Origin of the sequence: Streptococcus sp. 27098_8_73, assembly GCF_041432495.1 — a bacterium.
GTDB lineage: Bacteria > Bacillota > Bacilli > Lactobacillales > Streptococcaceae > Streptococcus.
Map to the genome: position 1 here is coordinate 15,484 of NZ_JAPVZT010000003.1, position 18,100 is coordinate 33,583.

Consider the following 18,100-nt stretch of genomic DNA (forward strand, 5'->3'; position numbering starts at 1 on the left):
AAATATAATATCACACAAAACATTAAAAAACAAGTATAAAAAGAAGCCTTTCGGCTTCGATTTTTTATTTGATAAATCGCCAAATAAAACGGGATCCTCATTTAGTCAACAAAGGGGTAACAATTCCTCTATCTTTTAGGAATCCGTACAAACCATGGCACAACCATGGTTTTTTCATATTTGCGAGATAAGAACTTCAATCAAGACTTATTAAACATTCTTTCTTTAGTCTCTTCTCAAGAATTGATCCAAGTAATAGTCAAAGTAGGTTTTGCTTCCTGTGATGACTACTGCACGACCTTCAATACCGTAACGTATCTTCTTGGCTTGGGCATCCGTTAAGCTTATTTCAGCTTCCACCTTAAAGAAATTGCCTTTTTCCGTTTTCGTCGCATTGTTGTCAATGTTTGAAATTTTAGATTTGAGAACAAATTCTTTATTATTTCCATCCATTGCAGTGAAACGCAAAGTCTCACCTTTTTTCAGACTAGCCACATCTTTTGAGGTCACATAGGTTGTGATAACGACCTTTTTTTCCTTGGTCAAAACAGGATACAACTGAGCCAGCAACTTCCCTTCGGGAACCAGATTCGCTCCTGCTGTTTCAGGATTTAGGTGGAGAATACCATCTTCAGTTGCTGCGATCATGCCCTTTTGAGTGATACCACCTTGTACCTTGAGATTGTTTTCAACTTCTAAAATCTTTTGATTCAAGGCCGTCAATTCTTGACCAACTTTAGTCAACTGCTGAGCTTTCAAAGACTCAAGCTGACTATCCAAGCTCCCAGAATAAGCCTGCTGAGCACCAGAGCCCGCATACTGCACTCGATAACCTGCAAGAGCTGATTCAAACTGAGAAATCTGACTATCAATTTGCGAAAGAACCTGACTCTTTAGCTGACCTTGACTATCTGCAGCAGCTTGTGTCTCATAAGCTTGATAGATGCTATAGCCAGCATTAGTCGAAGGAACACTTGTCCCATTTTGGATAGCATTTCTAAGAGTCTGGTAATCTGCTAATTTGGCATTTGTTTCATTGATCAAATTCCCCAGTTCTGCCTGTGAATTGCTAGCTGCTGAATTTTGAGAAGCAATGGTCGAATTTTGCTGCTCGGTATTACTACGGATACTCGCTGCTTGATTCTTGTAATCATTAAATGCTTGCTCATAGCCGAAGCGATCCTCTCCTGAAAACTGGCTAGTTCCCGTCTTCAGACTTTCTTGCAGCAGCTCCAACTGACGTTTTTGCTCCTTCAAGCTTTCTACTTGAGAGGAGAAGGTTTCTTTTTGAGTATTTTCACTATCAGACTTATACTGAACTAAAAGATCCCCTTTTTTAACAACCTTGTTTTCCTTCAAATTATTAGTGACAATAGCATTGTTACTGGTTGATTGGATGTTAGCTAGAATCTTGCTAGGTTCAATAGAAGCACCTGAAGTAATAGTGATTTCTTTTTTAGCAAAGAGGGAGAATAAGACCACAAAAATCAACAAGAAGAAAGTCGGTAAAATCACGCGCACAGAAAAGCTAGAATATCTACGGTTATAAAATTCGGCACTCTCTAAGTAATGTTCTTCCATCTTCTTTCTCCTTTCTAACTATTCACCAGATGAGCATAGAAGCCATCCTGAGCAACCAACTCTTCATGCGTTCCTTGCTCCACGATTTCACCCTTGTCCAGAACAACCACTTTTTCAGATCGCTCCGCAATGGTCAATCGATGGGCAATGAAAATGATGGTCTTGTCCAACTCCAAGAGATTGTCAATAATCTTTTTCTCTGTCAAGATATCCAAGTTGCTGGTCGCCTCATCGAGAATCAAAACAGGAGCATCGGTCAAAAGAGCCCGAGCCAAGGCCAAGCGCTGACGCTGACCACCTGAAATCCCTGAACCATCTGATGTCAATTCTGTTTGGTAATTCAAAGGCATCCGTTCAATATCTTCACGAATTTCCGCAATTTCCAGCGCTCGAATGATCTCTTTCTGAGTCGTTCCAGGCTTGGCACCTAGGAGAACATTCTCCAAGATGGTACCATTAAAAACATAAGGCTGTTGTGGCAAGTAATTGATATGACGCCGCAAAACATGCTTGTCAATCTGATTGAGGTTGATATTATTAACCAGAATTTCTCCCTCGTTCGGATCATAGAAATTCACAATCATCTTAGCAAGGGTCGTCTTTCCAGAACCAGAAATTCCGACAAAGGCCACCTTACTGCCTCTTTCAATGGTCAAGTTAATATCCGACAGGACATTTCGTCCATAGCCATACTTATAGCTGACATTTCTCAACTCAATGTCACCCTTAGTCATGCTCAAATCACGGATCGCTTTTTTATCCATAAATTCAGAGTCAACCAGATAAACCTCGTTCAAGCGATTATTGGCAACTTGTGCAGTCTGAAGCTTAGTCTGTAAATTGATAATGTTCTCCAGCGGATTTGTGAAATAAACCAGCAAAGTATTATAAGTAATCAGCTGCCCCAAGGTCATTTTATTGTCCATTACCAAAAGGGCTCCCATCCAAAGGATTGCAACATTCAGCAAGAGCTGAGCTGTCTTCTTCAAGCCAATTTGGATATTCTCCATCCGACTATAAGCGAATGATTTCTTCAAATAATCCACAAATTCTCTATCAATCTTTTGATAGCGGAAATCTTCACTTGTCAAGGATTTGATCGTCTCAATACCATTGATATCTTCGATAATAGAAGAAGACAGAATGGCATTGGATTCCATCGTATCGCGATTCATTTTTTCAAATGGCTTCATGAAAGCGAAAATCACGACGATATAGATCGGCAGCGAGAGCAAACTGATAAAGAATAAGTAAAAGTTTTGCGAGAACAAAACAACCGCCATGACGACAACGATAGACACATCCAAGAAGATGGACAGAATAGTACTAGCCAAGGCATCAATGATACTATTGGCATCGTTGAAGCGCGATACGATTTCCCCTGTCCTTCTCGTAGCGAAAAAAGACATGGGTAGATGAAAGACATGCTTGATATAGGACAAAATCACATCAATCGAAAGGCGTTGTCCCAAAATAAGAAGCAGATAGCTCTGAGCATAAGTTAGGACCTGTTGCAAAATGTAGACGACTATTAGACCGAGAGAAATAATTCCTAAGGTATTCCTCATCTGATTCGGTACGTAAGTATCAATAATCCCCTGCATGTAGTAAGAGCCCACGATATTGATGATCGTCACCAGCATCGTTGCGATAACGATATTGGCAATCAGTCCCTTTTGTTTCATTAAAATTGGAACAAAAGACCAGAGACCGTTTTTCTTTTCCTTGTGCGGTCTATATTCTGGCGCTGGGGCTATGAAAATAGAGACACCTGTCCACTCTTGCGCAAACTGTTCCTTAGAAAGTTTGGTCATTTTAACAGCCGGATCTGGATCCGCAATATAAACCGAATGTTTATCGTGCCCAGTCACAACATAATAGTGAAGCAATTTCTTGTCTTTGATAACATGGGCGATAAAAGGATAAACGATCCCCTTCATGTCAAATAAAGACATATCCGCTTTAAAGGCTCGTGTTTCAAAACCTAACTCTTCCGAAACCTTCACTAGCCCAAAAGCAGTTGTTCCTCTTAAAGTTGTCTTGGCCATTTCACGCAAACTAGCCAAAGAATAATAGGAACCATAATAACCATATATCATGGCTAGCGCTGCTACACCACAATCTCTCGCGTCAACTTGAGCCCTATAATGACGCTTTGTAAATCTCATACAAACTCCTTTATTCACACAAAAGTGTAAGTTTGCTTTTATGGAGGGCAACCCTCGCATAAAAACTCCTAATTAGTAAACATACTATTCAACACAAACTGCTTGTCAACTTTATCCATAGCGGTTCTCTCCAGCAAAAAACAAGTATAAATTAGGAAGGAGAACTTTCATAACAAGCAAAAAATAGATATCTCTATCATACACTAATGTGGCGTATTTTTCCAATGGTATCAGTCGTTTTACTCCATGTAAACATAAAATTACTTAAAAAACAGACATAAAGTAACTTTTACACTAAAAAGCCTCTTGTCCAAATCAAGACGAACAAGAGGCTCTATGTCGAAACACAAAATATTAGTTAAAAACGTCTGGGCTTGCAGCACCACCGTTGTTAGCGCCACCACGATTGCTAGAGCCAGAACGTGATCCAATTCTAGAACGAATACGACCATATGCACGAATAGCAAGTCCACGTACAGTGCGACCAACTTCACGACCGATATCAAATACGGCACGTACAAGGTCACCACCGACCCATCCACCTTCTACTTCAACCAATTCAGCTTCAGTAAGAGGCATAAATTTTTGATCTAATGATTTAAAATCTTTGTTCATAAAATTCACCTTCTTCTATTTGAAATATTAAATTAGTTGAAAAGTCCTACTAAGAAACCTGAAACCAATGAGCCACCCAAAATAGCCAATGATACTGTGAAAATATCAACAGGGATACCGTAGAATGCCCATCCACCGTCGATCATCATCATTTCTTCTTCAGTCAACGCAGCGAATTGGTTGTCCATCATAGCAAAGTTTTCCATATGTGTTCTCCTTTTTTTACAAGGCTTTTTTAACCTTGTTAATATATTGTTTGTGGTCAGTTTTATTCAAACATCGCTTCAACACCTATATTATACAACAACCCTATCGGGTTCAACATGACATTTATGTCATGTTTGGAAGAAAAATATGTAATTTTTTTATAATATTTGAAATATCCTCTTTTTCCCATTCTCCCTAGTTTCATTTTGTGGTACAATAGGGGCTATGGAAAGTATAACTTTAAGTCCTAAACAAGAAGAAATTCAGGCTTTTGTCCAGAAATATCGAGACAAGCTTGTGCCCAGTAAAAATCAGTATATCCAATATCTACTGAAATTGAACCAGGCAACTGTCAGCATCTATACTTCTGGTAAGGTTCTTTTCCAAGGAGAAAAAGCTGGTCACTATGCTACTTTTTTCGGCCATCAAGCCGAGGAAACAAGCAAGACCGATCAGAACATTTCCCTTATCGGTACTGATGAGGTCGGAAATGGCTCTTACTTTGGTGGTTTAGCAGTTGTTGCTTCCTTTGTCAGCCCAGAACAACACACTTTCCTGCGTAATCTGGGCGTGGGCGACTCAAAGACCTTGACCGACCTTAAGATTCGGCAGCTAGCACCTATTTTGAAAAAAGAAATCCAACATCAGGCTCTGCTCTTGTCACCAGAAAAATATAACGAAGTGATTGTCTCTGGTTACAATGCCGTATCTGTCAAAGTGGCTCTTCACAATCAAGCCATTTATCTGCTGTTGCAAAAAGGGTTGACACCAGAAAAAATCGTCATTGATGCCTTTACCAGTCAGCAGAATTATGACAAATACCTGAAAAATGAGAAGAATCATTTCCCAAATCCCATTAGCCTCATTGAAAAAGCTGAAGGGAAGTTTCTAGCTGTCGCCGTTAGCTCCATTATCGCTCGCGATCTCTTTCTGGAAAATCTGGAAAATCTGAGTCAAGAGCTTGGTTATACTCTTCCGAGCGGGGCTGGGAGTAAGAGTGATCAAGTTGCTTGCCAGATCCTCCAAGCCTATGGAATGGCTGGCCTCCAGCATACCGCTAAACTTCATTTTAAAAATACAGAAAAAGCTAAAAAGCTCTTAGAAAGGTAGACTATGAAAAACAAACGCTTTGACTTCCATGCCTTCCTCAAGGAGTGGGGAGTCTTTACCCTGATTGTCTCCGTCATCTTACTCACTCGCTGGCTGCTCTGGGCACCTGTCAAGGTAGACGGCCACTCTATGGATCCAACCTTAGCCAATGGTGAGTATTTGATGGTTTTGAAACACCAGTCTATTGACCGTTTCGATATTGTTGTAGCCTCCGAAAAGGATGACGATGGCAAAAAGAAAGAAGTTGTCAAGCGAGTGATTGGCCTTCCGGGCGATTCCATTCAGTACGAAAACGACACCCTCTATATCAATGGTAAGAAGACTGATGAACCTTATTTAACAGATTACATCAAGAAATTCCAAAAGGACAAGCTCCAGTCTACCTATGTGGGCAAGGATTACACGGACAACGGAACTTTCTTCCGCAAGCTAGCCTCTCAAGCCCAAGCCTTTACAGTGGACAAAGAAGGTAGCCCAGTCTTTACCATCAAGCTCCTAGATGACGAGTACCTGCTTTTAGGTGACGATCGTATCGTGTCTAAGGATAGCCGTCAAGTAGGTGCCTTTAAATCCAGTCAGATTCAAGGCGAAGCTAAATTCCGCATCTGGCCAATCCTACCTTTCAAGACTTACTAATACTTAAGAGTATACCCCATCCAAACTCAGTTGACTACTCAGCTGGGTTTGCTTTTTAAAGAGCACATATAGAAACAATGACAGAATTTTATTTTTCAGGCACTATTGAGCGCATCATTTTTGAAAATCCTAGCAACTTCTTTCGAATCCTCCTCTTGGATATCCAAGACATGGATTGTGAAGATTTTGATGATTTTGAGATTATCGTGACCGGAACCATGGCCGATATTATCGAAGGCGAGGATTATACATTTTGGGGAAACCTAGTTCAACATCCAAAGTACGGACAGCAGCTAAAAATTTCCCGCTACGAGAGGGCAAAACCAACTAGCAAGGGGCTGGTTAAATATTTTTCCAGTGACCACTTTAAGGGTATCGGGGTTAAGACAGCTCAAAAAATAGTGGAACTCTATGGGGACGAAACCATTGACAAGATTTTAGCTGAGCCAGAAAAACTTAAAGAAATCACTGGCCTTTCTGCCAAGAACCGAGAAGCCTTTGTGGCCAAACTGCAACTCAACTATGGAACAGAGCTGGTCTTAGCTAAACTGGCCGCCTACGGCATTCCCAACAAACTAGCCTTTCAGATTCAGGAAACCTACAAGGAAGAAACGCTGGAAATCGTCGAGCAGTATCCCTACCGATTGGTTGAAGATATCCAAGGTATCGGTTTTAGAATCGCTGACCAGCTGGCCCAGCAGTTGGGAATTGAAAGTGATGCTCCTGAGCGTTTTCGGGCTGGCTTGATTCATACCCTCCTGACCCAATGTATGGAAACTGGAGATACCTATTTGGAAGCTAGAGACCTATTGGCTCATACTATTGAGCTTCTGGAGAGTTCGCGCCAAGTAGAGCTAGACCCCAATCTAGTAGCCAATGAATTGGCTCACCTGATTGAAGAAGACAAAGTCCAAAATATTGAGACCAAGATTTTTGAAAACAGCCTCTTCTTTGCCGAGGAAGGTATCCGCAGCAATCTGGTCCGCCTCTTGGAAAAAGGCCATCAGGATCGCTTTGAAGACGAAAAAATCCTCAATGCCATCAGCCAAGCTGAAGATGACTTAGGCATCCACTATGATCAGATTCAGAAGCAAGCCATTTTCGACGCTATCACGCAAAAAGTCTTTATCCTGACGGGTGGACCAGGAACAGGAAAAACAACCGTTATCAATGGTATCATCGCCGTCTACAGTCAGCTTCGAGACTTAGATTTGAAAAAGAAAACAGATCTGCCCATTCTTTTGGCTGCACCGACTGGTCGAGCTGCTCGCCGTATGAACGAGCTGACTGGCCTGCCCAGCGCTACGATTCACCGACATCTCGGTATGACTGGAGATGATGATACCAGTCATTTGGATGATTATCTGGATGCTGACTTTATCATCGTGGACGAGTTCTCCATGGTAGATACCTGGCTGGCCAACCAGCTCCTCAGCAACATTTCCTCAAATACCAAATTACTCTTGGTTGGTGATGCGGAGCAGTTGCCCTCTGTCAGTCCTGGTCAGGTATTAGCTGACCTATTGCAAATACCGAGCATTCCCCAAACCAAGCTGGAAAAAATTTACCGTCAGAGCCAAGATTCGACCATTGTCACCTTGGCTAGTCAAATCCAAAAGGGACTGCTACCCGCAGATTTTACTGAGAAAAAAGCGGATCGTTCCTATTTCGAAGCCCGAAATGAACACATCCCCCCCATGATTGAACGAATTGCCAGCGCAGCTATTCGCAGCGGGATCCCAGCTCAGGATGTGCAAGTGCTGGCTCCCATGTACCGCGGACAGGCCGGCATTGACCAGATCAACAGCCTCATGCAAAATCTCATCAATCCTGTGGAAAAAGACCAGCTGACCTTTGAGGCACCTGACTGCCAATATCGACAGGGAGATCGGGTCATCCACCTCGTCAATGATGCTGAAAGCAATGTCTTTAACGGTGACTTGGGCTACATCGTCGACCTGCTGCCAGCTAAGTACACCGAGTCCAAGCAGGACGAATTAACCATCAACTTTGACGGAAACGAGATTAGCTATCAGCGCAGCGAATGGTACAAAATTCGCCTAGCCTATGCCATGAGCATCCACAAGTCTCAAGGTAGCGAGTTTCCCGTGGTCATCCTTCCCATTACCCGAAGCAGCCACCGCATGCTCCAGCGCAATCTGGTCTACACCGCGATTACCCGAGCCAAGAGCAAACTGATCTTACTTGGGGAAAAGTCAGCCTTTGACTACGCTGTAAAGAATACTGGAACAGCCCGCAAAACCTATCTGATTGAGCGCTTTGGAGATGTAGAATCCCCTCAAGAAATTATCCACATTCCTGTGGACAATAACAAGCCTCCTGTGGAAAACTATATCTTGACTGATGAAAATATCCTAACAATCGATCCTCTAATCGGACTGACTAAGGAAGATATCAACAGTATATTTAGCAATGACAACCAAATAGAAACAGATGCCTAGGTCTACCTTTGAAGCTGTCATAAAAGTTTACAGAGTACCTTATCAATTATTTCCTATAAAAATAGAGTCTGGGACAAATTGCCTCAGACTCTTTTCTATCTTATCCAAACCCTGTCACTGTCAGTCCTAACAAGCGAACGCCTCGCGGCTGCTCTTCCAGGCTGTCATAGATTTCATGACTAACCCGCTCAATCACTTCGACTTCCCTCGTTTCTTGCTCCAAGGTTCTCCTTTTGGTTAGGGTTGAAAAGTCAGCATAGCGGATTTTGAGGACAACCGTCTTGCCAGCTTTCTGGTGTTTCTCTAAGCTGAGAGCGACCTTAGCTGCCAAGCGAGATAGTTCTTTTTTTATATCCTCCTCGCCATGGAGCAATTTGGCATAGGTTCGCTCCTTACCGATAGACTTGCGAATACGATTGGACTTGACCGGACTATTGCTGATGCCACGCGCTTTCCGGTAGAGATCAAAGCCAAAGCGGCCGAACTTATCAATCAAGGTCATTTCTGGTATTTTGAGCAGATCCGCACCAGTATAGACCCCCATATCATGCAGTTTCTCGACACTCTTCTTGCCCACCCCATGAAACTTAGCAATGTCCATAGATGCCAAAAAAGCCTCAGCCTCTTTAGGCAGGATGACTGTCAGACCGTGCGGCTTCTCATAATCACTGGCAATCTTGGCTAGAAACTTATTATAAGAAACGCCTGCCGAAGCCGTCAGCTGCAATTCATTCCAGATATCGTGCTGGATCAGCTTGGCAATTTTGACTGCAGATTTGATACCCAACTTATTTTCCGTCACATCCAGATAAGCCTCATCTATACTCATGGGCTCAATTTTATCCGTGTAGCGCTTGAAAATCTCTCGAATCTGCAAACCAACTGTTTGATATTTTTCATAATTTCCCCAGATAAAAATCCCCTGCGGGCACCGCTCATAGGCTTCCTTGGAACTCATAGCTGAATGAACTCCGAACTTTCTGGCTTCATAATTACAAGTCGAAACCACACCACGTCCACCCGTCTGACGCGGATCACTACCTATAATCACAGGCTTTCCCTTGAGCTTAGGATTGTCCCGCTCTTCGACCGAAGCAAAAAAAGCATCCATATCAATATGAATGATCTTTCGCGATGTGTCATTAATTAGCGGAAAAATTAGCATGCCGTCTCCTATAAGTTAGAATAGCTCTTTAGCAAATTTTATCATTTTTAAAGCAAGTTTCAAAGGATTTTTATTCAAAAGCAAGACCGGAAAATATAAGACACTTTCTGAGGTACATAGACAAAGTATTAAAATAGGAATTTCAGTATTGGACACTTTTCTCCATAGTAACGTTCAAAACAAGTACAAAATAATTCAACTTATCAGCTTCTTTCTACTATTTTCATTTACCATTTTCAAAATTATAAAACAGTTTACGATAAAATATCAATCTGTATTATAAAAGAAAGCCTCTTTTAGCACCGAAATTCGTTTGTGAAACCGATTACCTTATGATATACTTTAATTATAAATGTAACAGTTTATTGTTGCTAGAATAAAGAGGAAAATCTAATGGTTGTTAAAACAGTTGTGGAAGCTCAAGATATTTTTGACAAAGCTTGGGAAGGCTTCAAAGGTGAAGACTGGAAAGAGAAAGCAAGTGTTTCTCGCTTCGTTCAAGCCAACTACACACCTTATGATGGAGATGAAAGCTTCTTGGCAGGTCCTACTGAGCGCTCACTCCACATCAAGAAAATCGTAGAAGAAACAAAAGCTCACTACGAAGAAACTCGTTTCCCAATGGACACTCGTCCAACATCTATTGCAGATATCCCTGCTGGTTATATCGACAGAGATAACGAACTAATTTACGGTATTCAAAACGATGAACTCTTCAAATTGAACTTCATGCCAAAAGGTGGTATCCGTATGGCTGAAACAACTTTGAAGGAAAATGGTTATGAACCTGATCCAGCTGTTCACGAAATTTTCACAAAATATGTGACAACTGTTAACGACGGTATTTTCCGTGCTTATACTTCAAACATCCGTCGCGCTCGTCACGCCCATACTGTAACTGGTCTTCCAGATGCTTACTCACGTGGACGTATCATCGGTGTTTACGCACGTCTTGCTCTTTACGGTGCAGACTATTTGATGCAAGAAAAAGTAAACGACTGGAATGCAATTAAAGAAATCGACGAAGAAACAATCCGTCTTCGTGAAGAAGTAAACCTTCAATATCAAGCATTGCAACAAGTCGTTCGCTTGGGTGACCTTTACGGTGTTGACGTTCGCAAACCAGCGATGAACGTTAAAGAAGCAATCCAATGGGTTAACATCGCCTTTATGGCTGTCTGCCGTGTGATCAACGGTGCTGCTACATCCCTAGGCCGTGTGCCAATCGTATTGGATATCTTTGCAGAACGTGACCTTGCTCGTGGTACATTTACTGAATCAGAAATCCAAGAATTTGTTGATGATTTCGTTATGAAACTTCGTACAGTTAAATTTGCTCGTACAAAAGCTTATGACCAATTGTACTCAGGTGACCCAACCTTCATCACAACTTCTATGGCTGGTATGGGTAACGACGGTCGTCACCGTGTTACGAAGATGGACTACCGTTTCTTGAACACTCTTGACAATATCGGTAACTCTCCAGAGCCAAACTTGACAGTTCTCTGGACTGACAAACTTCCATACTCATTCCGTCGCTACTGTATGCATATGAGCCACAAACACTCTTCTATCCAATACGAAGGTGTAACAACAATGGCTAAAGACGGATACGGAGAAATGAGCTGTATCTCATGCTGTGTGTCACCACTTGACCCAGAAAACGAAGATCAACGTCACAACATCCAGTACTTCGGTGCTCGTGTGAACGTTCTTAAAGCCCTTCTTACTGGTTTGAACGGTGGTTACGACGATGTTCACAAAGACTACAAAGTATTTGACATCGATCCTATCCGTGACGAAGTTCTTGAATTTGAATCAGTTAAAGCGAACTTTGAAAAATCTCTTGACTGGTTGACTGACACTTATGTAGATGCTTTGAACATCATCCACTACATGACTGACAAATACAACTACGAAGCGGTTCAAATGGCCTTCTTGCCAACTAAACAACGTGCTAACATGGGATTCGGTATCTGCGGATTCGCTAACACTGTTGACACATTGTCAGCTATCAAGTACGCTACAGTTAAACCAATCCGTGACGAAAATGGCTACATCTACGATTACGAAACAATCGGTGAATACCCACGTTGGGGTGAAGATGACCCACGTTCAAACGAATTGGCAGAATGGTTGATCGAAGCTTATACAACTCGTCTACGTAGCCACAAACTTTACAAAGACGCGGAAGCTACAGTATCACTTTTGACCATCACATCTAACGTTGCTTACTCTAAACAAACTGGTAACTCACCAGTCCACAAAGGTGTCTACCTCAACGAAGATGGTTCTGTGAACTTGTCTAAACTTGAATTCTTCTCACCAGGTGCTAACCCATCTAACAAAGCGAAAGGTGGCTGGTTGCAAAACTTGAACTCACTTGCGAGCCTTGACTTTGGTTACGCAGCTGACGGTATCTCATTGACAACTCAAGTTTCACCTCGTGCTCTTGGTAAGACTCGTGACGAACAAGTGGACAACTTGGTAACAATTCTTGATGGTTACTTCGAAAACGGTGGACAACACGTTAACTTGAACGTTATGGACTTGCAAGATGTTTACGACAAGATCATGTCTGGTGAAGACGTTATCGTACGTATCTCTGGATACTGTGTAAACACTAAATACCTCACTCCAGAACAAAAAACTGAATTGACACAACGTGTCTTCCACGAAGTTCTTTCTATGGATGACGCACTTAGCTAAGCCTCTTTCCTAATTGTAAAACCAGCTGATTTTCAGCTGGTTTTCTTTTGCTTTGGAGAGATAGCTTTGAGCATTTGTGTTATAATAGAGTTATTGTGAAATGAAAAAGGGGATATAATGGCTGAGAAAATGTCTACAGATGAAAAAAATCTTAATCTGGCCGTTGATGTTATCATGCTAGCTGGGACCTTGCTATTACAAAGCGGCTCAGAGATTTATCGGGTCGAAGACACCATGATCCGGATTGCCCATTCGCAAGGCATCATGGACTGTAATGCCTTAGCCATGCCCGTTGCCATATTCTTTTCAATTGAAAACACTAATATTTCTCGAATGAAGCGAAATATCCATATGAACTACAATATCGAGAAAGTCTGCGATGTCAATCAAGTTTCTCGGCAATTAGTCAGTGGAGCAATCAATTTGGAAGAAGCTCTTGAACAGCTAAAGGCTCTTAAAACAAAAGGAGTTCCCTATAGCAAGAGAGAACTCATTACAGCAGCTACACTCAGTGCTCCTTTCTTTTCTATCATGTTTGGTGGAAATTTCTACGATGCTCTTGGAGCCGGTATCGCGACTCTATTTGGCTTCTCTTTCTCCCTTTATGTCGATAAATATATTCGAATTCCTTTTGTTTCGGCCTTTGCTGGAGCTTTCGTCTTCGGATTGTTGGCCCAGATTTGGGCTCGCTACTCAGGTTTCGATTCAACAGCAGACTTGATCATCGCAGGAGCTGTCATGCCCTTCGTCCCAGGGATCGCTCTGACCAACTCAGTTAGAGATATCATGACCAACCATATCAACTCTGGGATGAGCAAACTCTTTGAATCACTCCTCATTACCCTTGCTCTCGGCGCCGGCACCTCTGTCGCCCTCATTCTTATGAAATAAGCCTATGACAATCTTGACTTTCTTACTACAAGCTCTGGCCAGCCTACTGGCTATCATCACTTTTCTAATCGTTCTAAATGTCCAGCGTAGTATGCTGATTCCTGGCGGAGTTTTAGGAATGGCTACTTGGCTACTCTATCTTCTACTCAAGGGACCGACTAATGTTATCATTGCAACCTTCGTGGCTGCTATTATTGGTTCCTGTGCCAGCCAAATCCTCAGCATCATCTACAGAACGCCAGCTGTTGTCTTTATTTTGGCCATTCTAGCTCCTCTAGTGCCTGGTTACATTTCCTATCGGACAACTGCCTTCTTTGTGACAGGTGATTACAGTCATGCTATGGTCAATGCTACTTTGGTCGTCATCCTAGCCTTGGTCATCTCTATCGGCATGGCTAGCGGGACGGTTGTCTTAAAGATTTACAGCTACCTTAAAAAACATCCTCTTCACTATAAAAAATGAGTCAATACATATTGACTCATTTTTCTTTACGAATTTTAGTTAGAATTTCCTTAGCTTTTGCCTGATTAAATTGCTTCTCTTTAAGAAGTTCTGCAACGACAGTAGCAATCTCATCTTCCTGAGCACCGGCCAATAAAGCTAGGGATTTAGCTTGGAGCTTCATGTGACCAGCCTGAATTCCCGTAGTCACCAGCGCTCTTAAAGCTGCAAAATTTTGCACTAAGCCAACAGAAGCGATAATCGAAGCTAATTCTTTGGCTGTCGGTTGCCCCAATAAATCAAAACTGGCGACAACCATTGGATTAAGCCCAATGGAGCCTCCCTTGGCCGCAACCGGCATGGGTAGAGTCAACTGGCCATAGAGTTTTTTTTCCTCTAGATTGGCCTTCCAGTTACTCAATCCTTGATAACGGCCATCGCGAACAGCATAGGCATGAGCCCCTGCTTCAATGGCGCGCCAGTCATTTCCGGTCGCCAAAAGAACTGCATCAATGCCGTTGAAAATGCCTTTATTATGCGTGCTGGCCCGATAAGGATCCTGCTTTGCAAACTGACTAGCTAAAGCGATTCTTTGAGCAGTTCGTTCAGCTTCTGCCTTGTCTCGACTGAGTGAGTGGAAATCAATTTCACAAGAGGCTGTTACAAGCGCTTCAGTCGCATAGTTAGACAGGATGGCCATCAAGCTCTGTCCACCTGTTAACTCCTCTAACCGTTCTTTTAGGGCTTCTAGCATTGTATTAAGGATATTGGCACCCATGGCTTCCTGAGTGTCCACGACAAGGTAGACAACTAGAAAGTCCGTCTCTCCCTCCAGGAAATCCGTTCTCAAATCACGCGCCCCACCTCCTCGCTTGACGATGGAAGGATGGGCTTGATTTGCCAATTCTAATAAAGCTGACTTCTCATTTTGGATTTGCTCTAAGGCTTTAGCTACATCGGGCACATCATAGAGTGCGACCTGTCCAACCATCTGCCGATTATGAATCTTGGTCTTGAAACCGCCGTTGCGCTGAATGATTTTTGCTGCAAAACTAGCAGCAGCAACGACAGAGGGCTCCTCTGTTGCAAAAGGTACCTGATAAACCTGCCCATCTATGAGAAAGTCCGGTGCAATCGAATAAGGCAAAGCCAAAACAGAAAGCACATTTTCACTCATTTGATTGGCTGTCTCCAGCGGCAAATGGCTTTGATTAGCAAGATTTTGCCAATTCTCAGCCTGGAGTAGCTCATGGGCTTTCAGAAACTCTAGTCGCTCTGCAGGCGTTTTTTTAGAAAATCCGGTCCAATTTATTTTCATGATGATTTCTCAACTTTGATATACTTGCGCTGGTGTTGATCGATTTGAACCAAGGCGTAAACTTGGTCATCGTAGTCAGAAAAAACAGCTGAGCCGTTTTCATCCAGCTGGGCTTCTGCAAAGAAAAGCTCTTCATAAGCAGCAACCGTCAGTTCTTGACGTTGATTTAATTTTTCCAAACGATGAGTCGTCAGCTGTTCTTCATAACCTTCTACCAGATTGGCACTAAAAATCTCAGCCACAGCACCACTACCATAACTAAAGAGGGCAATCTTATCACCAGCCTTAAGATTCTCAGAGTTTTCTAAGAGAGACAAGAGCCCTAAAAAGAGGGAGCCTGTATAGATGTTTCCGACCTTTTGGCTATAGAGAATAGACTTGTCAAAGTTTTCTTGCAGGCCTTTTTGCTCCTCCTGAGACAAGTTTTTATCCATAATTTTATTCAGCCCCTTCAGCGCCAATTTGGGATAGGGGAGATGGAAACAAACCGCTGCAAAGTCTCCCAAAGCTAAACCATGACGCTTTTGGTATTCGTTCCAAGTTGTCTTGAGGCAATCCAGGTACTGCTGGGTTGAGTAAACACCATTGACGTAAGGAGTCGTCGAATAATTTGGACGCCAGAAATCCATAATATCACGAGTCTGAGCCACATTATCTTCATTGAATTCAAGGATGCGTGGATTTTGACTGATCACCATAGCGACAGCGCCTGCACCTTGAGTCGGCTCGCCTGGCGTCTCTTTCCCATATTTGGCAATGTCGCTAGCGATAACCAAGACCTTGCTTTCTGGATATTGTCTGATATGCAGCTTGGCATAGTCTAGAGCAGCAGTTGCTCCATAGCAAGCCTCTTTAATTTCAAAGCTACGAGCAAAGGGCTGAATGCCCAAAAGACCATGAATAAAGACCGAAGCTGCCTTGCTTTGGTCGATGCTAGACTCTGTTGCAACAATGACCATATCAATGACCTTCTTGTCCTCGACAGTCAAGATTTGCTCAGCCGCTGTCGCACCCAAAGTGACAATGTCCTCAGTTAAAGGAGCAATACTGATCTCCTTCATCAATAATCCCTTGCTGAGCTTGTCGGGATCAATGCCCCGCTCCTCAGCCAGATGATCTAATTTCAAAACATAATTGCTAGTCGCAAAACCGATTTGATCGATTCCGATTTTCATCATAAAGACCTCATTCAATTCATTTGATAGCTAATAGTATTCAGACATTATTTTACCATAATTAAGGCTAAAACTCTTTTAAAAACCATTTTTTAAGCTCAAATCCGACCTGAGACGGAGAAAGCTCATCATCAAAAAATGAGAGAAACCCAATTTTCCAATTCAGTTTCCCTCATCAGTCTATTCCAAATTTTGAGCTAGCAAGTTTAGGGTTTTAAGGATAAGCATCCGCCCATGAATTCCCTGAAATCGCTCTTGTTTTTTTCTTTATAAACAGTCCGAAGCAAGTCCTACTTCCGCTTCCTTGCAATCAAGTGAATCGGTGTTCCTTCAAAGACAAAGGCCTTGCGGATTTGATTTTCTAAGAAACGCAGGTAAGAGAAGTGCATAAGCTCTTCTTCGTTGACAAAGATGACAAAGGTTGGCGGTTTGGTTGCTACCTGAGTCGCATAGAAAATCTTGAGACGCTTGCCCTTGTCAGTCGGCGTCGGATTAATCGCGATAGCATCCATGATGACATCATTGAGTACCGCTGATGGAATTCGGGTATTCTGACTCTGACTGATTTGCTTAATCATGTCTGGCAGCTTATGGAGACGCTGCTTGGTTAGGGCAGAGACGAAGATAATCGGCGCATAAGACAAGTACTGGAACTGGTCGCGGATATCTTCTTCCCAGTCTTTCATGGTATGGTTGTCTTTTTCCAGCGTATCCCACTTATTGACGACGATGATCATTCCTTTTCCTGCTTCATGGGCGAAGCCAGCGATTCGCTTGTCGTACTCACGAATTCCTTCTTCAGCATTCAGCACCATCAGAACGACATCTGAGCGATCAATCGCCCGCATAGCCCGCATAACAGAGTATTTCTCCGTATTTTCATATACCTTGCCCGACTTGCGCATACCAGCCGTATCGATCATGGTAAATTCCTGACCTTCACTATCCGTAAAGACCGTATCAATAGCATCGCGCGTGGTACCAGCCACTGGACTGGCAATGACCCGATCCTCGCCCAAGATGGCATTGATCAAGCTAGACTTGCCGACATTAGGACGGCCAATCAAGCTAAACTTAATCATATCAGGATTTTCAACCACTTCCTCATGTGGAAGATTTTCAACGATAGCGTCTAGAACATCCCCTGTACCAATCCCATGGACAGAAGATACTGGAAATGGATCGCCCAAGCCCAGAGCATAGAAATCATAGATTTCATTGCGCATTTCGGGATTATCCACTTTATTAACCGCCAAGATAATCGGCTTGTGGGTCTTATAGAGCATGCGAGCGACATACTCGTCCGCATCCGTGATACCTTCCTTGCCAGACACGACAAAAACGATAACATCAGCCTCGTCCATAGCAATCTCAGCTTGGTGCTTGATTTGCTCCATAAAAGGCGCATCAACATCGTCAATTCCGCCTGTATCAATAATACTAAACTTACGATTCAGCCAATCTGCCGTCGCATAGATGCGGTCACGAGTAACCCCTTCCACGTCTTCCACAATGGAAATCCGCTCACCCGCAATCCGGTTAAATAGCGTTGACTTGCCGACATTGGGACGGCCGACAATGGCAATAGTTGGTAAAGCCATGTTTTTCCTCTTTCATTCTT

General features: G+C 42.7%; 14 protein-coding genes. 6 read left to right on the top strand and 8 right to left on the bottom strand.

The annotated features are described in order from the left end of the window. Nucleotides 1-225 precede the first annotated feature (225 nt). The 4 genes from O3651_RS02710 to O3651_RS02725 all read right to left on the bottom strand — a co-directional run bounded on the left by O3651_RS02710 (nt 226) and on the right by O3651_RS02725 (nt 4,570). Entirely contained in the window at nt 226-1,581 is a 1,356-nt protein-coding gene (locus O3651_RS02710) for a bacteriocin secretion accessory protein (RefSeq protein WP_371609496.1), read from the bottom strand. Between the two features lie 14 nt (nt 1,582-1,595). Continuing rightward, nucleotides 1,596-3,749 (bottom strand): peptide cleavage/export ABC transporter ComA, encoded by a 2,154-nt coding sequence (comA, locus tag O3651_RS02715; protein WP_048765893.1) that lies wholly within the window; start codon nt 3,747-3,749, stop codon nt 1,596-1,598. Nucleotides 3,750-4,103: 354 nt separating this feature from the next. After that, nucleotides 4,104-4,328, bottom strand: coding sequence for a hypothetical protein (locus O3651_RS02720; RefSeq protein ID WP_223367933.1), 225 nt, complete (start codon nt 4,326-4,328; stop codon nt 4,104-4,106). A gap of 68 nt (nt 4,329-4,396) precedes the next feature. Further along, nucleotides 4,397-4,570, bottom strand: a complete 174-nt coding sequence (locus O3651_RS02725; protein WP_125371132.1) for a Blp family class II bacteriocin — start codon at nt 4,568-4,570, stop codon at nt 4,397-4,399. A gap of 226 nt (nt 4,571-4,796) precedes the next feature. Here O3651_RS02725 and rnhC point away from each other — a divergent pair, with 226 nt between their 5' ends. The 3 genes from rnhC to O3651_RS02740 all read left to right on the top strand — a co-directional run bounded on the left by rnhC (nt 4,797) and on the right by O3651_RS02740 (nt 8,779). After that, nucleotides 4,797-5,681 (top strand): ribonuclease HIII, encoded by an 885-nt coding sequence (gene rnhC / locus O3651_RS02730; RefSeq protein ID WP_371609497.1) that lies wholly within the window; start codon nt 4,797-4,799, stop codon nt 5,679-5,681. A gap of 3 nt (nt 5,682-5,684) precedes the next feature. Then, nucleotides 5,685-6,317, top strand: coding sequence for a signal peptidase I (gene lepB / locus O3651_RS02735; protein WP_371609498.1), 633 nt, complete (start codon nt 5,685-5,687; stop codon nt 6,315-6,317). Nucleotides 6,318-6,394: 77 nt separating this feature from the next. Next, complete coding sequence (locus O3651_RS02740) at nt 6,395-8,779, top strand: ATP-dependent RecD-like DNA helicase (protein WP_371609499.1); 2,385 nt, start codon at nt 6,395-6,397, stop codon at nt 8,777-8,779. Nucleotides 8,780-8,879: 100 nt separating this feature from the next. Here O3651_RS02740 and dinB read toward each other — a convergent pair whose 3' ends face one another. After that, entirely contained in the window at nt 8,880-9,944 is a 1,065-nt protein-coding gene (gene dinB, locus O3651_RS02745; protein ID WP_371609500.1) for a DNA polymerase IV, read from the bottom strand. A 393-nt stretch (nt 9,945-10,337) separates the two neighbouring features. Here dinB and pflB point away from each other — a divergent pair, with 393 nt between their 5' ends. The 3 genes from pflB to O3651_RS02760 all read left to right on the top strand — a co-directional run bounded on the left by pflB (nt 10,338) and on the right by O3651_RS02760 (nt 14,007). Further along, a complete protein-coding gene (pflB, locus tag O3651_RS02750; protein WP_005591101.1) occupies nt 10,338-12,653 on the top strand; it encodes a formate C-acetyltransferase in 2,316 nt (771 codons plus the stop codon). A 117-nt stretch (nt 12,654-12,770) separates the two neighbouring features. Further along, nucleotides 12,771-13,544, top strand: coding sequence for a threonine/serine exporter family protein (locus tag O3651_RS02755; RefSeq protein ID WP_187422031.1), 774 nt, complete (start codon nt 12,771-12,773; stop codon nt 13,542-13,544). A 4-nt stretch (nt 13,545-13,548) separates the two neighbouring features. Then, nucleotides 13,549-14,007, top strand: a complete 459-nt coding sequence (locus O3651_RS02760; protein ID WP_045498515.1) for a threonine/serine exporter family protein — start codon at nt 13,549-13,551, stop codon at nt 14,005-14,007. Nucleotides 14,008-14,023: 16 nt separating this feature from the next. Here O3651_RS02760 and O3651_RS02765 read toward each other — a convergent pair whose 3' ends face one another. The 3 genes from O3651_RS02765 to der form a co-directional block, all read right to left on the bottom strand. After that, nucleotides 14,024-15,304, bottom strand: a complete 1,281-nt coding sequence (locus tag O3651_RS02765; protein ID WP_371609501.1) for a hydroxymethylglutaryl-CoA reductase, degradative — start codon at nt 15,302-15,304, stop codon at nt 14,024-14,026. Then, a complete protein-coding gene (locus tag O3651_RS02770) occupies nt 15,301-16,479 on the bottom strand; it encodes a hydroxymethylglutaryl-CoA synthase (RefSeq protein ID WP_371609589.1) in 1,179 nt (392 codons plus the stop codon). Before O3651_RS02770 ends, O3651_RS02765 begins: the two co-directional genes overlap by 4 nt. A 290-nt stretch (nt 16,480-16,769) precedes the next feature. After that, nucleotides 16,770-18,080 (bottom strand): ribosome biogenesis GTPase Der, encoded by a 1,311-nt coding sequence (der, locus tag O3651_RS02775; protein WP_048765864.1) that lies wholly within the window; start codon nt 18,078-18,080, stop codon nt 16,770-16,772. Nucleotides 18,081-18,100 lie beyond the last annotated feature (20 nt).

Coding starts and splice junctions, on each gene's coding strand:
- O3651_RS02720 (WP_223367933.1), bottom strand. CDS start 4,328: ATGCCTCTTACTGAAGCTGAATTGGTTGAAGTAGAAGGTGGATGGGTC.
- dinB (WP_371609500.1), bottom strand. CDS start 9,944: ATGCTAATTTTTCCGCTAATTAATGACACATCGCGAAAGATCATTCAT.
- O3651_RS02765 (WP_371609501.1), bottom strand. CDS start 15,304: ATGAAAATAAATTGGACCGGATTTTCTAAAAAAACGCCTGCAGAGCGA.
- der (WP_048765864.1), bottom strand. CDS start 18,080: ATGGCTTTACCAACTATTGCCATTGTCGGCCGTCCCAATGTCGGCAAG.
- pflB (WP_005591101.1), top strand. CDS start 10,338: ATGGTTGTTAAAACAGTTGTGGAAGCTCAAGATATTTTTGACAAAGCT.
- rnhC (WP_371609497.1), top strand. CDS start 4,797: ATGGAAAGTATAACTTTAAGTCCTAAACAAGAAGAAATTCAGGCTTTT.
- O3651_RS02755 (WP_187422031.1), top strand. CDS start 12,771: ATGGCTGAGAAAATGTCTACAGATGAAAAAAATCTTAATCTGGCCGTT.
- O3651_RS02760 (WP_045498515.1), top strand. CDS start 13,549: ATGACAATCTTGACTTTCTTACTACAAGCTCTGGCCAGCCTACTGGCT.
- lepB (WP_371609498.1), top strand. CDS start 5,685: ATGAAAAACAAACGCTTTGACTTCCATGCCTTCCTCAAGGAGTGGGGA.
- O3651_RS02770 (WP_371609589.1), bottom strand. CDS start 16,479: ATGAAAATCGGAATCGATCAAATCGGTTTTGCGACTAGCAATTATGTT.
- O3651_RS02740 (WP_371609499.1), top strand. CDS start 6,395: ATGACAGAATTTTATTTTTCAGGCACTATTGAGCGCATCATTTTTGAA.
- O3651_RS02710 (WP_371609496.1), bottom strand. CDS start 1,581: ATGGAAGAACATTACTTAGAGAGTGCCGAATTTTATAACCGTAGATAT.
- comA (WP_048765893.1), bottom strand. CDS start 3,749: ATGAGATTTACAAAGCGTCATTATAGGGCTCAAGTTGACGCGAGAGAT.
- O3651_RS02725 (WP_125371132.1), bottom strand. CDS start 4,570: ATGGAAAACTTTGCTATGATGGACAACCAATTCGCTGCGTTGACTGAA.